Source organism: Erythrobacteraceae bacterium WH01K, from assembly GCA_027941995.1.
In the GTDB taxonomy this organism is placed as follows: Bacteria; Pseudomonadota; Alphaproteobacteria; order Sphingomonadales; family Sphingomonadaceae; genus CAJXSN01.
This window is the reverse complement of record CP115966.1, coordinates 219,882-235,879: the sequence shown is the minus strand read 5'-3', so window position 1 is coordinate 235,879 and position 15,998 is coordinate 219,882. Positions and strand designations below refer to the sequence as shown.

Annotated in this window: 14 protein-coding genes; 3 read left to right on the top strand and 11 right to left on the bottom strand. The window is 64.9% G+C overall.

The features are described 5' to 3' along the window. Positions 1 to 26: 26 nt before the first annotated feature. The 3 genes from PF049_01170 to mutS are packed head-to-tail and all read right to left on the bottom strand — an operon-like array spanning position 27 to position 3,501. Complete coding sequence (locus PF049_01170) at positions 27 to 434, bottom strand: DUF202 domain-containing protein (GenBank protein ID WBY16809.1); 408 nt, start codon at positions 432 to 434, stop codon at positions 27 to 29. Between the two features lie 25 nt (positions 435 to 459). Next, entirely contained in the window at positions 460 to 870 is a 411-nt protein-coding gene (locus tag PF049_01165) for a hypothetical protein (protein ID WBY16808.1), read from the bottom strand. Between the two features lie 24 nt (positions 871 to 894). After that, complete coding sequence (gene mutS / locus PF049_01160) at positions 895 to 3,501, bottom strand: DNA mismatch repair protein MutS (protein WBY16807.1); 2,607 nt, start codon at positions 3,499 to 3,501, stop codon at positions 895 to 897. 134 nt (positions 3,502 to 3,635) lie between these two features. Between mutS and PF049_01155 the strand changes: the two genes are divergently transcribed. Continuing rightward, entirely contained in the window at positions 3,636 to 5,912 is a 2,277-nt protein-coding gene (locus tag PF049_01155; protein ID WBY16806.1) for an NADP-dependent malic enzyme, read from the top strand. Between the two features lie 73 nt (positions 5,913 to 5,985). Here the strand turns inward: PF049_01155 and PF049_01150 are convergent, their stop codons facing one another. The 8 genes from PF049_01150 to PF049_01115 form a co-directional block, all read right to left on the bottom strand. Beyond that, a complete protein-coding gene (locus PF049_01150) occupies positions 5,986 to 7,353 on the bottom strand; it encodes an NAD-dependent succinate-semialdehyde dehydrogenase (GenBank protein ID WBY16805.1) in 1,368 nt (455 codons plus the stop codon). Then, positions 7,350 to 7,847: a DUF892 family protein gene (locus tag PF049_01145; GenBank protein WBY16804.1), complete on the bottom strand. Its 498-nt coding sequence runs from the start codon at positions 7,845 to 7,847 to the stop codon at positions 7,350 to 7,352. Before PF049_01145 ends, PF049_01150 begins: the two co-directional genes overlap by 4 nt. Before the next feature lie 73 nt (positions 7,848 to 7,920). Next, positions 7,921 to 8,625: a tRNA (guanine(46)-N(7))-methyltransferase TrmB gene (locus PF049_01140; GenBank protein WBY16803.1), complete on the bottom strand. Its 705-nt coding sequence runs from the start codon at positions 8,623 to 8,625 to the stop codon at positions 7,921 to 7,923. Between the two features lie 60 nt (positions 8,626 to 8,685). Next, positions 8,686 to 10,482 (bottom strand): SLC13 family permease, encoded by a 1,797-nt coding sequence (locus PF049_01135; protein ID WBY16802.1) that lies wholly within the window; start codon positions 10,480 to 10,482, stop codon positions 8,686 to 8,688. A gap of 159 nt (positions 10,483 to 10,641) precedes the next feature. Continuing rightward, positions 10,642 to 11,337 carry a response regulator transcription factor gene (locus PF049_01130; protein ID WBY16801.1) on the bottom strand — a complete coding sequence of 232 codons (696 nt, stop codon included), beginning with the start codon at positions 11,335 to 11,337 and terminating at the stop codon, positions 10,642 to 10,644. 198 nt (positions 11,338 to 11,535) lie between these two features. Continuing rightward, a complete protein-coding gene (gene rpoN / locus PF049_01125; protein ID WBY16800.1) occupies positions 11,536 to 13,038 on the bottom strand; it encodes an RNA polymerase factor sigma-54 in 1,503 nt (500 codons plus the stop codon). Positions 13,039 to 13,064: 26 nt separating this feature from the next. Next, on the bottom strand, positions 13,065 to 13,856 hold the full coding sequence (gene lptB / locus PF049_01120) for an LPS export ABC transporter ATP-binding protein (protein WBY17946.1): 792 nt from the start codon (positions 13,854 to 13,856) through the stop codon (positions 13,065 to 13,067). Further along, on the bottom strand, positions 13,849 to 14,046 hold the full coding sequence (locus tag PF049_01115; protein ID WBY16799.1) for a hypothetical protein: 198 nt from the start codon (positions 14,044 to 14,046) through the stop codon (positions 13,849 to 13,851). Before PF049_01115 ends, lptB begins: the two co-directional genes overlap by 8 nt. A gap of 25 nt (positions 14,047 to 14,071) precedes the next feature. On the opposite strand from PF049_01115, the gene PF049_01110 reads away from it, so the two are divergent. Both PF049_01110 and PF049_01105 read left to right on the top strand, forming a co-directional pair. Continuing rightward, positions 14,072 to 14,461, top strand: a complete 390-nt coding sequence (locus PF049_01110; protein ID WBY16798.1) for a hypothetical protein — start codon at positions 14,072 to 14,074, stop codon at positions 14,459 to 14,461. Positions 14,462 to 14,481: 20 nt separating this feature from the next. After that, positions 14,482 to 15,966 carry a mechanosensitive ion channel family protein gene (locus PF049_01105; protein WBY16797.1) on the top strand — a complete coding sequence of 495 codons (1,485 nt, stop codon included), beginning with the start codon at positions 14,482 to 14,484 and terminating at the stop codon, positions 15,964 to 15,966. Positions 15,967 to 15,998: the final 32 nt, after the last annotated feature.

The following is a 15,998-nucleotide window of genomic DNA, read 5'->3' as shown; positions in this document are numbered from 1 at the left end:
GTTCAGGCGGCGGCTGGTCTTCGAGATCAGCCGTCGTGCAGGACCCACAGGGCTATGGCGAGGAATACCGCGCCGGCAGTGACGCCCCATCCCAGCCAGCGAATACTGGGTATTTCCGGCGCATGAAGCTGGTGTGCGTTGAGCCGGGTAAAGGTCCGGCAAGCGCGCCGCTCTGCCGTGAACGCGACAAATGCGCCCAGCAGGATGAACGCGGTCGCGATGGCGCGGGCGAGCCATGGCGGGTCGAACTCGCCGAATACGGCCCTGAATGCGAGGCCGATACCGATGGCGGCAAAAGCCGTCCGCATCCACCCGGCAAAGGTCCTCTCCATTGCCATGATGTTGCGGTCTTCCGCCAGGTCCGTCCGTTCTGCAGCAAGGTCATTGCTGTCGGTATTCCGGTGCTTGTCGGAGATGTCGTGTTTCTCGCCCATGCGCGCCTAACGCACGAACGGCGCTCTAGGGTTCCAAACCCCCTGCGACCACCGGCGACCCGACACCCAATTGCGAGACGCCGTTCTCATTGCCTTCGATGACGCCGACCACTTCACCCTCTGCCGGGTCGTCGACGACGGGCGAGGGGTCGAACCCCCGCGCATCGTCGATCAGGCTCTCGTCATCGGCAAACTCGGTGGGAAATTGCGCGGGGGCAGGCGGCGAGGCGATCTCCGTTACGGCGGCCGGGGCAGTTGCATCAGGGTTGCGCGGTCCCGCTTCCGAAGACGCGGCGGCCTTTTCGGCCAGTGCCTTCGTCGCCGACGTCAGGGCGCCTTCATTGTCCTCGGTACCCACAAGGCTCGCCACACCGGCCAAGGTGAGGACGACGATGGCGATGGCGGCCACCCGGTTCCGGAGCATGGGACCTGACATGCCATAAACCTATCCACCGCGTCCTTAATCTTTGGTTTCGCCTGCCAGTCGCTTCAGATCGTAAAGCAGGTCCAGCGCTTCGCGCGGGGCGAGGGAATCGACGTCCAGTGCGTCCAGCCTGTCGCGCAGGGCATCGCTCTCGTCCGCCTCCGGCTGCGCCAGCGCTGCGGCAAACAGGGGCAAGTCGCCCAGGCCCGCCGCCAGCCCGCCGGTTTCCGCGCGGCCCTTCTCGAGCCGGTCGAGCACCGATTTGGCGCGTTTGACGACGCCCTGCGGCACGCCTGCCAGCTTGGCCACGGCAAGCCCGTAGCTGCGGTCTGCGGGCCCTTCTGCCAGTTCGTGAAGCAGGACCAAATCCCCTTTCCATTCACGGGCACGGACATGGTGCAGGCTCAGCGCATCGCAGCTATCCGCCAACCGCGACAATTCGTGGTAATGCGTCGCGAACAGGCAGCGGCTGCGGTTCGTCTCGTGCACCGCTTCCACGACCGCCCAGGCCAGCGCCAGCCCGTCATAGGTCGATGTGCCTCGCCCGACCTCGTCCAGGATCACGAAGCTGCGCTCCGTCGCCTGCGACAGGATGGCGGCGGTCTCCACCATCTCGACCATGAAGGTGGAACGGCCACGCGCCAGATTGTCCGATGCTCCTACACGGCTGAACAGGCGATCCACCAGCCCGATCCGCGCAGCGTCCGCCGGGACGTAGCCCCCGGCCTGGGCCAGCAGGACGATCAGCGCGTTCTGGCGCAGGAAGGTCGACTTGCCGCCCATGTTCGGCCCGCCGATCAGCCAGAGCCGATTGTCCGGTGCCAGCGTGCAGTCATTGGGCACGAACCGCTCGCCCGACGCGGCAAGAGCGCTCTCGACCACAGGATGCCGGCCGGCCGTAATTTCGAGGCAAGCTTCGTCCATTATCTCGGGCCGGGCCCAGTTTCCGTCGGCCGCCCGCTCCGCCTGCCCGGCGGATACGTCGATCCGGGCCAGTGCGTCGGCCGTCGCGGCGATGGCTTCGCGGCTGGCGGCAACCTGTTCGCACAATTCCTCGAAATGCGCCTCTTCCGCTGCCAGCGCCTTGCCGCCCGCTTCGCTGATGCGTCCGGCTTCCTCGTGCAGTTGCAGCGAGTTGAACCGGACGGCGCCGGCCATGGTCTGGCGATGGGTAAATCCGCTGTCCGGCGCCATCAGCGTGTCGGCATGCCTGCTCGGTACTTCGACGAAATAGCCCAGCACGCCATTATGCTTGATTTTCAGGTGCTCGACGCCGGTTTCATCGCGGTAGCGGGCCTCCAGCGCGGCGATCGCGCGGCGTGCATTGCCGGATGTGGCGCGCAATTCGTCGAGCGCTGCGTCGAACCCCTCGGCAACGAAGCCGCCCTGGTCGCGCGAGGTCGGCGGCGATGCCACCAGTGCGCGCTGCAGCAGGTCGACCAACGCTCCGTGGCCGCCCATTGCAGGCAACAGGCTTTCCAGCAGGGCCGGCCGGTCGGGCTTGGCCGAGAGATGGTCGCGCAGACGCCGCGATTCGGCCAGGCCGTCGCGCACCTGCCCCAGATCGCGGGGGCTTCCCCGGCCCGAGACGATCCGGCCTAGCGCCCGCCCGATATCGGGCACGGAGCGTAAGGCATCGCGCAGGTCCGACCGCAGCAGAGGATCCTCGTGGAAGAACCGCACCAGCGCGAGGCGTTCCTCGATCCCGGCGCTGTCGTATAGCGGCGCGCCCAGGTCCTCTGCCAGTTGCCGGGCTCCTGCGCCGGTTACGCAGCGATCGATGGCCGCCAGCAGGCTGCCTTCGCGCCGCCCGTCCTGTGCCGCCAGTATTTCCAGGCTGCTGCGCGTGGCGGCGTCCATCGCCATGTGGCGCTCGCCCCCCTGCACGACGGGTGGGAGCAGGAGGGGGAGGGTGCCGCGCCCGGCATGGTCCAGATACGCGACGAGGCCGCCCGCCGCTGCCAGCATGGCGCGGGAGAAGCTTCCGAACCCGTCCAGCGTCGCGACCTTGTGGATCGATTTCAGCCGTGCCTCGCCCTCGTCGCTGCCGAAATCCGTTTTCGGCCGAGCGATGGCGCCTGCCGGGCCAGGCTCCCACCCTTCGGGCACGATGACCTCGCTCGGCGAAAGGCGTGCCAGCGCCGCGTCCAGTGCGCCGTGCGCGACCTCCTCCAGCGTCATCCGTCCGGTGGAAATGTCGATGGCGGCGAGCCCGATAACACCCCGTACCTCGCATGCCGCAGCCAGCAGGTTCGCCCGGCGCGGTTCCAGCAGCGCATCTTCGGTCAGCGTACCGGCGGTCACGAAGCGCACGATGTCGCGCGCGACCAGCGCCTTCGACACCGGCGATCCCTCGCGCTTCGCGCGCTTCTTTGCTTCTTCAGGGGTCTCGGTCTGCTCGGCAATGGCGACGCGGCAGCCTGCCTTGATCAGCCGCGCGAGATACCCTTCCGCTGAATGCACCGGTACACCGCACATCGGCACCGGCTCCCCGTCCTGCTCTCCGCGAGAGGTCAGGGCGATGTCCAGCACGCCGGCCGCGACCTTCGCATCGTCGAAGAACAGTTCGAAGAAATCGCCCATGCGGTAGAACAGCAGGCACTCCCCGGCCTCTTCCTTCAGGGCCAGATATTGCTGCATCATGGGGGTCGATTTGGCTGCCACGGGGACGGCGTAGCCCCAGCGGCGACGATTCGGGAGTCACGCGGACACGGCTTTCCCCTATCGCTCGCGCCCGGCACGCGATAGTGGCACCTCCATCATTGCAAGAGGTTGGCATGGCAGACGATAACGCACCGGGTGAAAAGCAGGCCGGTTTCACCACGCGCGAGGCGCTTTTCTATCACGAGACGATCCGGCCGGGTAAGATCGAGATCGTCGCCAGCAAGCCCATGGCAACACAGCGCGACCTGAGCCTCGCCTATTCGCCGGGCGTGGCTGCACCGGTGGAAGCGATTGCCGAAAACCCCGCCGACGCGGCGAAATACACGGCGCGCGCGAACCTCGTGGCGGTCATTTCCAACGGGACGGCCATCCTTGGCCTCGGCAATCTGGGCGCGCTGGCATCGAAGCCGGTGATGGAAGGCAAGGCCGTCCTGTTCAAGCGCTTCGCCGACGTCGATTCGATCGATATCGAGCTGGACACGGAAGACCCGGACAAGTTCATCGAGGCGGTCGCCCTGATGGAGCCGAGCTTCGGCGGCGTGAACCTGGAAGACATCGCCGCGCCCGAATGCTTCATCATCGAACAGGCCCTGCGCGAACGCATGAATATTCCCGTCATGCATGACGACCAGCACGGCACCGCAATCATCGCGGCCGCCGGCCTGATCAATGCCTGCCACCTGACGGGCCGCAACCTGAAGGACTGCCGCATGGTGGTGAACGGCGCAGGCGCCAGCGCTCTCGCCTGCACCGCGCTGATCAAGGCGCTCGGTATCCCGCACGATCAGGTCATCGTATGCGATCGCTCCGGTCCGATCACTCCGGGGCGCGAGAATGTCGACCAGTGGAAGAGCGCCCACGCGGTGGAAACCGATGCGAAGGACCTGCACGAAGCGCTGAAGGGCGCGGACATCTTCCTCGGCCTGTCGGCGGCCGGCGCGCTGAAGCCGGAATGGATCGAGGACATGGCGGACCAGCCCATCATCTTCGCGATGGCCAACCCCGTGCCCGAGATCATGCCGGACGAGGCCAAGAAGGTCCGCCCCGACGCGATCATCGCCACCGGGCGCAGCGACTATCCCAACCAGGTCAACAACGTGCTGGGCTTCCCCTTCATCTTCCGCGGCGCTCTGGACGTGCGCGCGACCGCCATTAACGAGGAGATGAAGGTCGCGGCGGCCGAAGCCATCGCCGCGCTGGCCCGCGAACGCGTGCCCGAGGAAGTGGCCGCCGCCTATGGCATCAACCACAAATTCGGCAGCGATTACATCATCCCTGCTCCGTTCGACCCGCGCCTGATGGAAGTCGTGTCCTCGGCCGTGGCAAAGGCGGCGATGGACAGCGGCGTGGCGCAGGACCGGATCGAGGATTTCGATGCCTACCGCCTGAGCCTGAAGGCGCGGCTCAATCCCACCACTTCCGCGCTCACGCGGGTCTACGACCAGTGCAAGGCCAACCCGAAACGCATGGTGTTTGCAGAGGCGGAGGAAGACGTCGTCCTGCGCGCCGCGATCCAGTACCGCGATTTCGGCTACGGGACGCCCATCCTTGTCGGGCGGACGAAGAACGTCGTCGACCGCCTGCATGCCCTGGGCGTCGACGATCCGGGCAGTTTCGAGATCGAGAACTCGAACATCTCGGACAAGGTGCCGGAGATGAGAGAGTTCCTGTACAAACGCCTGCAGCGCAAGGGATACACCCAGCGCGACGTCAGCCGCATGGTCAACCAGGAACGCAATGTCTTCGCTGCGCTGCTGGTGGCGCTGGGTCATGGCGACGCGATGATATCGGGCCTGACCCGTACTTTCTCGCAGACGGCACGCGAAGTGAACCGCGTGCTGGACCCGAAAGAGGGCGCTGTCCCGTTCGGCATTCACATGATGATCGGCAAGTCGCACACGACCTTCCTCGCCGACACCACGATCAACGAACGGCCCACGGCGGAAGAATTGGCGCATATCGCCAAGGAAACGGCTGCCGTCGCGCGCCGCATGGGGCACGAGCCGCGCGTGGCGTTCCTGTCCTATTCCACCTTCGGCAACCCTTCGGGCCAATGGCTGAATAATATCCGCGAGGCTGTGGCCATCCTCGACGAGGAGGATGTCGGCTTCGAATATGAAGGCGAGATGGCGCCCGATGCCGCGCTGAACGAGAAGGTGATGCAGCAATATCCCTTCAGCCGTCTTTCCGGCCCCGCCAACGTCCTCATCATGCCGGGCCTGCAAAGCGCCAACCTGTCGGCCAAACTGTTGCGCGAACTGGGCGGGGATGCGACCGTTGGACCAATGCTGGTCGGCATGGAAAAGCCGGTCCAGATCGCGCCGATGACGGCGATCGCTCCGGACCTGCTGACACTGTCGGTGCTGGCAGCCGCAGGCGTCGTCGGGTAGGCCTCGTCTACCGGAGTGGGCGACTGTCCAATTACAATCACCCACTCCCGGACTACCGCGGATGACCCTCCGCTCAGGCGGGGTAGACCACCGTTTTCAGGTTCATGAATTCGTGCAGGCCGAACTGCGCCAGTTCGCGGCCATGGCCCGATTTCTTTATCCCGCCGAACGGGGCCTCGATCTTCGATCCGTTGACCGCGTTGAACGTGGTCATGCCGGCCTCGATATTGCGGGCGAAGAATTCCTGCTCGTCTTCGTCGGTGGTGCAAACCGCGGAGCCGAGGCCGTAGGGTATCGCGTTAGCGATCCTGACCGCGCCTTCCTTGTCCTGCGCTTTATAAAGCTGCCCGACGGGCCCGAAGATCTCGTCGGTACCTGTTTCGCTGCCCGGTTCCACATCGGTCAGCAGTCCGGCCGTCATCCAGGCGCCGTCGCGATCCAGTTTTTCCGCGCCGAACATCAGGGTCGCGCCCTCCTTCTTCGCGGTTTCGACCTGTTCCAGCACGGTATCGCGCTGTTCGGTGCTCGATAGCGGCCCCAGGCGGGTGTCCTCGTCCATCGGATCGCCCGGCTCGATATCCTTCATGGCCGCGACGAAGCGATCGGCGAAATCGTCGTGGATGTCTGCGTGGACGATCGTCCGCTTGCCGCAGATGCAGGACTGGCCATTGTTCTGGATACGGGCCGTCACGGCATCGGCGACAGCCTGATCGAGATCGGCGCTGGGCATCACGATGAAGGGATCGGAACCGCCCAGTTCCAGCACGACCTTCTTCAGGTGCTTTCCGGCCTGCTGGGCCACCGCGCTTCCGGCGCCTTCGCTGCCGGTCAGGGTGGCTGCCACGATGCGGTCGTCGGCAATGACGTCTCCGATGGGATCGGATGTGACGCACAGGTTCTGGAAGACGCCTTCGGGCCCGCCGGCTTCCAGGACCATTTCCTCCAGCTTTGCCGCGACGCCCTGCACGATGCTGGCATGTTTCAGTACGCCGACATTACCTGCAAGGATGGTCGGGGCGAGAAAGCGCACGACCTGCCAATACGGGAAGTTCCACGGCATGACCGCCAGGACCGGGCCCTGTGGCAACCAGCGGCCCACCGCCTTGCCGCCATCGCCGAGTTTCCACTCCAGCGGATCCAGCATGGGCGGTCCGTTCTCCGCGTAATGGCGAAACAGGCTGGCGCATTTCTCGACTTCGCTGCGGGCCTGCGAGATGGGCTTGCCCATCTCGGTGACGGCGAGCTTTGCCAGCTCGTCCGAATGCTGTTCATAGAGATCGCCGAGTTTCGCCAGCAGGTCGCAGCGCCGGCTGATCGAGGACCTGCTCCAGTCGGCATAGGCCTTGTCCGCCCGGGCCAGCTTTGCCTCGATGCCGGATGCCGACAATTCCTCGTATTCGGCGACGGTCTGGCCGGTGGCGGGGTTGGTCGTCGTGATCATGCTGCCTTCTCCAATGCCTTGCCACTCAGGAGGTCGTGCATGTCCGACTGGCCGTCCTGCGCGTTCTCGTAACAGGTCTGCAACGTATCGGCGTCGTCGGACAGGCCCAGCCTTTTCGCGAACTCGCTCAAGGTCTTGTAACCGGCGAGCCCGTAATAGGTCACATGCATGTATTGCGCGATGATCGCGGCATCCCGGCCGGCGTCATCGGGCAGGTCGGCGTCGAACACCCGCGCCTTCGTATCGGCGACGAGCCCGGCCATCGCTTCCGATACCGGTGCGTTCCCATCGCCCGACCCGTGTTTCTCGAGGACCGAGAGGACTTTCTCCAGCCCCTCCTCGATCCCGCAGGTTCCGTTCTCCAGGGCTTCGCGCAAGGCGTCGTCGCTCGCCCGGTCGCGCAGCTGCCTGGTCAGTTCGAGCGATTGCCGGTCGGCGCTCGCCATGGTCTGCAATTGCGAAAGATATACGGCTTTTAGGGAATTGTCGGCCACGGACCTGCTCCTGATTGGTTCAGGAGATCAAGCCATCCGGACCTCTGCCGGTTCCCCCGGCATCGCCATTTCCTCAGCCGCGGCGGCGATACCGGAAATACCAGACCTCGTGCCCCATCTGTGTGCGGGCCTTGTTCTCGTAACGGGTTTCGCACCAGCCGGATGGGCGATTTTCGAAGCTGGACCGGTGCTGCGCGACCCATTCGAACTGGTCGGTGAATCGCCGCATGACCATCAGCGCGTGGCGGACATAGACCGGGTGATCCGTGCCGAAACGAAACTCCCCGCCCGGCTTCAGCTTGTCGGCAATCATCTGCACCGGGCCGTTATTCATCATCCGGCGCTTGGCATGGCGCGCCTTGGGCCACGGGTCGGGGTGTAGGAGGTAGGCCATGGTCAGCGCGCCATCGGGAATACGTTCCAGCACCTGCAGTGCATCGCCGTGATGCAGCCTGATATTGGCGAGCTTCTCCTGCTCGATATGACCCAGCGCCTGCGCGACCCCATTGAGATAGGGTTCCGCGCCGATAAGACCGTGATTGGGCAGCAGGTCGGCGCGGTAGGCAAGGTGCTCCCCGCCGCCGAAGCCGATCTCGAGATGCAGGGGGCAATCCTCGCCGAACAGCCCTTCCGCGGTCACCGGGCCTTCCTCCGGAACGGCAAGGCGCGGCAGCAGGGTGTCGACCAGCTGCTGCTGGTGCTTGCGCAGGGGCTTTCCCTGGCTGCGGCCATAAAGGCGGTTGAGCGTCGTGGGATCGCCGGACTTGTGCGCTGTCATGGCGCGCGCGTTAGCGTCTGGGACGGGCGCGGTCCAGCGGTGCGCGGCTTGACGGCCCGCTCAGCCGAACGTCGCCCAGATGGCAAGCGAGACCGCCACGCCGACCCCGATATTCATCGGGATGCCGATCTTGACGAAATCGGCGAAGCGGTAATTCGCCGCGCCATAGACCAGCGTGTTTGTCTGGTATCCGATCGGCGTTGCGAAGCTGGCACTGGCCCCGAACATGACCGCGACGATCAGCGGGCGGGCATCGATCCCCGCCGCATCGGCCAGCCCGATGGCGATAGGGGTCATGATGACGGCGATGGCATTGTTCGTAATCGCCTCCGTCATCACGCTGGTGACGCCGTAGACGATCAGGATAAGCAGTAGCGGCGAACCGGCCATCATGAACGGCTGGATGGAGGCCACGATGAGCTCGATCGTTCCGGCATTTTCCAGCCCCTTGCCAAAAGCCAGCATGGCGAAGATCAGGACCAGCGTATTGCCGTCGAGACTGCCCCAGGCATCCCCCGGCTCGATACACCGCGTCAGCAGCACCAGCGCGACGCCGCAGATGGCCAGCGCCTCTATCGGAAGGCCGAACAGCGCTGCGCCCAGCACCACGGCTGCCAGGCTGGCGATGGCGATGGGCGCCTTGTTCCGGCGGAAGGAACGCGCGGTGCTTTCCGCCACGTCGGTCAATTGCATGTTGCCCTGCAGCGCCTGCGCCGCGTCCTGTCCCGCCGCGATCAGCAGCCGGTCGCCGGCGCGCACGCGAACTTCCGCGAGGACCGGTCCCGCAAGGTGGCGCGGGCGCGAAAGGCCAAGGACGCGGACCTGCAGGCGCGAAAGCAGCGGAATTTCCGCGAGCCTCTGGCCGACCACCGGGTGCGAGCCGGAAACCACCGCCTCGATCACACGCAGGTCGACGGGCCTGTCCGGCATGGCCGTTGCCACTCCGCCGCCCACGCCCACCAGCCCGGTACGGAAATCGGGTGCCTCGGCGAGCGAGGCGATTTCCTCGGGACTTGCCGCGACCACCAATTGGTCGCCCGCTTGCAGGACGACATTTTCCAGGTCCCGGCGCTGCAGTTCGGAACCGCGCTGGATCGCCTGTATCTTCAGTCCCGGACGCCGCGCGACATTGGTATCGCCCAGCCGCCTGCCGGCATAGCGACTGTCTGGATTGAGGATGAGGTGGGTGAGGTAAAGGTCGCTCTCGCGCTCCTCGTCCTCCATCCGTGGGCCGCGGTCGGGCAGCAGGAACGGCCCGAAAATCATCAGCACGGCCAGACCCGCCAGCGCCCCGACGAAGCCGACCGACGTAATCTCGAAAATACCGAACGGGGCTTGCCCGCGTTCCTGCGCGACCCCGTCGACCAGCAGGTTCGTCGACGTGCCAATCAGCGTCATCGTGCCGCCCAGGATGCAGATATAGGACAGCGGGATCAGCAGCCGTGTCGCCCCCGTCTTCAGGACGCCGGCAAGACGCTTGACCACCGGAATCATCACGATGACCACCGGCGTGTTGTTCATGAAAGCGGATGCGGCGAGGGTACCCAGTCCGATCTCGCCGATAGCGCGGCGCGGGGATTGCGTCGTGCGGTGGACGACCCAGCCCGATACCGCCTCCAGCGCCCCTGTCCGCAGCAGCGCGCCCGACAGGATGAACATGGCCGCAATGGTAATCGGGGCGGAGTTGGAGAACGTGCCAAGCATGTCCTTGGGAGACAGGTACCCCAGCACCAGCATCGCGGCACCCGCAACGATTGCGACGACCACGGGCGGACGGCGTTCCATGGCAAATGCGACGAAGGTCAGGAGCAGCAGGCCGAGGCCGATCTGGGCCGCGTAATCGGTAAGGAACGACATGGGGAACGCAACCGCTATTGTTGACACGCGCAAATCGCAAAAGCGGCCCATCTTGCCAAGCGAAATCGCGCGGCGATCACTTCAGAAACGCTGTGTCCGATTGCAGAAGACCCGGGACGTTTCCGCCCCGGGTCTTCTTTCGATACGAAACCGGAAGACTTACGCCGCTTCGGCAGCCTCGTCCGGATCGCGCAGCACGTAGCCGCGACCCCAGACCGTCTCGATGTAATTCTCGCCGCCGCAGGCGTGGGACAGCTTCTTGCGCAGCTTGCAGATGAAGACGTCGATGATCTTGAGTTCCGGTTCGTCCATCCCGCCATACAGGTGGTTGAGGAACATTTCCTTGGTCAGGGTCGTGCCCTTGCGCAAGCTGAGCAGCTCGAGCATCGCGTATTCCTTGCCCGTCAGGTGGACACGGGCGCCATCGACCTCGACCGTCTTGGCGTCGAGGTTCACGGCCAGCTTGCCCGTGCGGATGACCGACTGGCTGTGGCCCTTGGAGCGGCGCACCACGGCGTGGATGCGGGCGACCAGTTCTTCGCGGTGGAACGGCTTGGTCACGTAATCGTCGGCGCCGAAACCGAAGCTGCGGATCTTGGAATCCATCTCGGCAATGCCGGACAGGATCAGGACCGGCGTCTGCACCTTGGCGACGCGCAGTTTCTTGAGCACGTCGTATCCGTGCATGTCGGGCAGGTTAAGGTCCAGCAGGATGATGTCGTAATCATACAGCTTGCCCAGATCGAGGCCCTCTTCGCCCAGATCGGTCGAGTAGACGTTGAAGCCCTCGGTCGTCAGCATCAGCTCGATGGCCTTTGCCGTTGTCGGCTCGTCTTCGATCAACAATACGCGCATCGGGTAGTCCCCCTTGCCCCAGTAAACGTTTCGTTCGTGCCCCGTAAGGCCGCTAACCCCTCGTTCAGAGGTGTTGCCATGGATTAACCACAAAAGGTCTGAACGGAAAAGGTTAATATGGCGTAAACCCGCATGCCTGCGCGAGTCGCGGGGACATGAAGCGCCGTTAACGACCGGGTTAACCCGCTCTTGCGACAGTCAAAGTCCTGCGAGTTTCTTGGCCCGTCGGCGCTGGACACTGGACCCGATGCCCATCGCTTCGCGGTATTTCGCAACCGTGCGCCTTGCGATGTCGAACCCTTCCGCCTTCAGCATCTCGACCAGCTTGTCGTCGGACAGGATTTTCTTCGGCTCCTCGGCATCGGTCAGCGCCTTGATCCGTGCCTTGACCGCCTGGCTCGACGCGCCTTCGCCCTCCGCGCCCAGCCGGCCAACGCCGCTGGAGAAGAAATATTTGAGCTCGAATGTCCCGCGTTCGGTCGAGATGTACTTGTTGCTGGTCACGCGGCTGACCGTGCTTTCGTGCATCTCGATCTCCTCGGCCACTTCCCGCAAGGTGAGTGGCTTAAGCTTCGAGACGCCTTCCCGGAAAAAACCGGCCTGTTGTTTCACGATCTCTGCCGACACGGCCAGGATCGTCTTCTGCCGCTGGTCCAGCGCGTTGATAAGCCAGCGTGCATCGGCCAGCTTTTCCTTGAGCCACGACTTGCTCGCCCTGTCGGTGCAGCCGTCCTGCAATTCCAGGGCATAGTCCCGGTTCACCACCAGCCGGGGCAGGGTGTCCGGATTGAGCGCGATTTTCCATTCGCCCGCAGGGCTGCGCGACAGCAGGATATCGGGGACGACAGCCGACGCCTCGATGGAACCGAAGGCGAGGCCCGGCTTGGGATCGTATTGCCTCAGCTCGGCCAGCATGTCGGCGAAATCCTCGTCATCGACGTCGCACATCCGTTTCAGCCGGGCGAGATCGCCCTTCGCCACGAGGTCCAGATTGTCGATCAGACGCTGCATGCACGGATCGTAGCGGTCGGCCTCCCTTGCCTGCAGGGCCAGGCATTCGGACAGGCTGCGCGCGCCCACCCCCGTGGGATCGAGCGACTGGACCACGAACAGGGCGTCCTCCACATCGTCCAGCGTCGTGCCCAGCTCGCGCGCCACGGGGCGCAGGTCCGCCGGCAGGTAGCCGGCATCGTCGACCATGGCGATCAGGTGGCGCGCGATGAATTCCTCGCGCGGATTGGCGGCAATGCTGCCGACCTGTTCGAGCAGGTGGTCCGTCAGCGAAAGCTGGCCGCTGGTGCGTTCCTCGAAGGAGCCGGCGTCCTCCGGTGCTGCGGCCGCGCAGCCGCTACCCCATTCGCCGTCGCCCGTATCGCGGTCGCGGTCGATCGCGCTCACGCTGATGTCCAGCGCTTCGTCCCCGGTTCCGCTGTCGCCACCCCTGTCGCTGCCCCTGTCGCTGACGGTGTCGTCGGCGCTTCGTTCCGCGGCCGGGTCGCCGGTCGCTTCCGCATCGCCGTCCCCCTCCTGCTCGCGGCGGACTTCGCCTGCCTCCAGCAGCGGGTTTTCTTCCAGGGCTTCGGAAACGAATGTCTCGATCTCGAGGTTGGACGCTGCCAGCAGGCGGATGGCCTGCTGCAATTGCGGCGTCATCACCAGCGACTGCGATTGCCGAAGATCCAGCCTGGGACCGAGTGCCATGACCTAAACCCCGCCGCGCAGCATCGTCAGAGCGTGAAGTTTTCGCCCAGGTACAGGCGCTTCACATTCTCGTCCGCGACCAGTTCCTGCGGCGTACCGGCGAACAGGACCTGCCCGCCGTAGATGATGCAGGCGCGGTCGACGATTTCCAGGGTTTCGCGCACATTGTGGTCGGTGATCAGCACCCCGATGCCGCGCGTCTTCAGATCGGCGACGAGATCACGGATGTCGCTGATCGACAGCGGGTCGATCCCGGCGAAGGGTTCGTCGAGCAGCATGATCGACGGCTTCGCCGCCAAAGCGCGGGCAATCTCGCAGCGCCGTCTTTCACCGCCCGACAACGCCATTGCCGGCGAACCGCGCAGGCGCTGCAGGCCGAATTCGTCGAGCAAACGCTCCAGTTCGGCCCGGCGCGTGGCCTTGTCCGGTTCGTTGAGCTCCAACACCGAGTTGATGTTCTGTTCCACGGTCATGCCGCGAAAGATGCTGGTTTCCTGCGGCAGGTAGCCAAGGCCCAGGATCGCGCGCCGGTACATGGGCAGGGCAGTCACGTCCTCGCCGTCCATCAGGATGCGCCCGGCATCGGGCTTCACCAAACCCATGATGGAATAGAAGCAGGTCGTCTTGCCCGCACCGTTGGGGCCGAGCAGGCCGAGCACTTCGCCCTTGCCCACGGTCAGCGATATGTCGGTCAGGATCGCGCGCTTGTCATAGCTCTTGGCGATCGAGACGACTTCCAGCCCGCCCTGCGGGATGGGCGGCGCAGCGCCCGCCTCCAGCGCCTGTTCGTTCGGCACGGTCTCGTCGTGATCAAGCATGTCCATGGCCACTGTCTAGCATCGCCTGCCCGGCGCAAAACCCCCATTGGTCGATTTCTGGCAGGCTTTGTGCATGAGGCGTATGAAGATTGGGTTGTCGTAACCGCGCCAGATTCGCGATCCGCGCAAGATTCTTGCGAATTTCGAGGCAGGCTTGATTGCCCGTACCGACTTTGGGATATGTGTTCATCGGAGAGACATAAGGAGAGAGTCGAATGGCAAAAGCTATCGACGACAGGCGTCGCACCGTTTCCGGTTACGATCAGGCGCATGGCGCGCCGCGCGACTGGCGCAAATCGATGAGCGACAATGTCGCCTATGCCTTGCTGGCCTATACCGCGCTGCAGATTTTCGTGAGCGTCGCCGCGATGAAGGAAGGCACGTCCTCAATCCTGCCCTACCTCGCTCTCGTCATCCTCGTCGCAGCCATCATTCCGGCGTGCCGGGCCTTCGAAAACCGCTGGAAGTTCATCAGCGACGAAGAGGCGCACGATCCTGCCCTGTCCGGCCAATTCCGGCGGGACCAGCTTTTCCTGTGGGTCGTCGCCATCGGGCTCCCATTCCTGATTACCGGTCTGGCGAAGGCGTTTTTCGCACTGGTCTGACGACGCCTGACGCCGGCGCCATGCGTGTTCGCGGGAACCGGAATGCATGGCTGTCCGCTCTGTCGGTCATGAAGCCCTCTGCATTGTTCGCTGTGCGCACCTTCGCGGCCGCCATCTTCCTTGCGCTTGCCTCGCTGGTCGGTCCGTCCGCGCTGGCATTGCCGCTTGCCGGCACCGAGACCGAGGGATCCGGCACGGCGGAGGCCGCGCCGGGAATCGAGGCTTCTCCCGAGGCCGGGGCCGACGCGGCGATACGCGAACGCATGGGTGCAATCTTCGCGGAAATCTCCAGCCTGGAAAACGTGACCTACGAGGTTCGGTCCGGGGTCGTCACCCTGTCGGGCGAGGCGCCGGATGCCGACGCGATAGATCGGGCTGCGGACATTGCGGGCCGGATCGACGGGGTCGTCACGGTCCAGAACGATATCGAACGCTCCGCCAATGTGGATGACGGGATCGGCGTGCTCGACGAGATCGCGCAAAAGGCGAAGCGGTGGTCGGGCATGCTGCCGCTGATCGCGCTCGCCGTGTTCGTCGCGCTGGTCATCGGCGTCGTCGGGTACATCATCGCCGGCTTCGGCGCGCTGTGGAACAGGATCGCGCCCAACGGCTTCCTTGCCGAACTGATTGCCAGCGCCATCCGGTTCGTCTTCGTCATTCTCGGCATAGTCGTCGCGCTGGACATCATCGGCGCGGGCGCGCTGCTGGGCGCAGTCCTCGGCGGAGCAGGCGTGGTCGGCATCGCGCTGGGCTTTGCCATGCGCGACACGATCGAGAATTACGTCGCGTCCCTGATGCTGAGCCTGCGCCAGCCCTTCCGCGCCAACGACCACGTTATGATCGGGGAGCACGAGGGCAGGGTGATCCGGCTGACCAGCCGGGCAACCGTGCTGATGACGCTGGACGGCAATCACCTGCGCATTCCCAATGGCGAGGTGTTTCGGGCCGTCATCCTGAATTACACACGCAATCCGCAGCGACGGTTCGAATTCGCGCTGGGGGTCGATGCCGACGACGATGCGCGCGCCGCCCGCCGGCTGGGCCGCGAGACTCTGCAGGCCCTGCCCTTCATCCTCGACGAACCGCCTGCAGAGGCGCGCATCGTGGAGGTGGGGGATTCCAACGTCGTGATCCGCTTCATGGGCTGGATCGACCAGCGCGAGGCAGACTGGAACAAGGCCCAGAGCCGGGCGATCCCGGCGGTCAAGGAAGCGCTGGAGGATGCCGGGTTCGGACTGCCGGAACCGATTTATCGCCTCCGCTTCGATCCGCGCACCACGGCCCTGCCTTTCGAGAATATCGGCCAGCCGGCAGGGTCGGCTGCCGCGACCGGCGACCCTGCACCGGCCCCGGCAGCGACGCACAAGGCAAGAACGACGCGCCTGAGCGATGCCGACCATGAGGATGTTCGCCCCGGGGACGAAATCGCCTCGATGGTCGAGGCAGAGCGCGCGACCGGTGGCGAGGAAAAGGATTTGCTGGACAACAGCCGCCCGGTCGAGTGATCCCGTCCGGGCAGCGCTGCTGCAGGGACGCG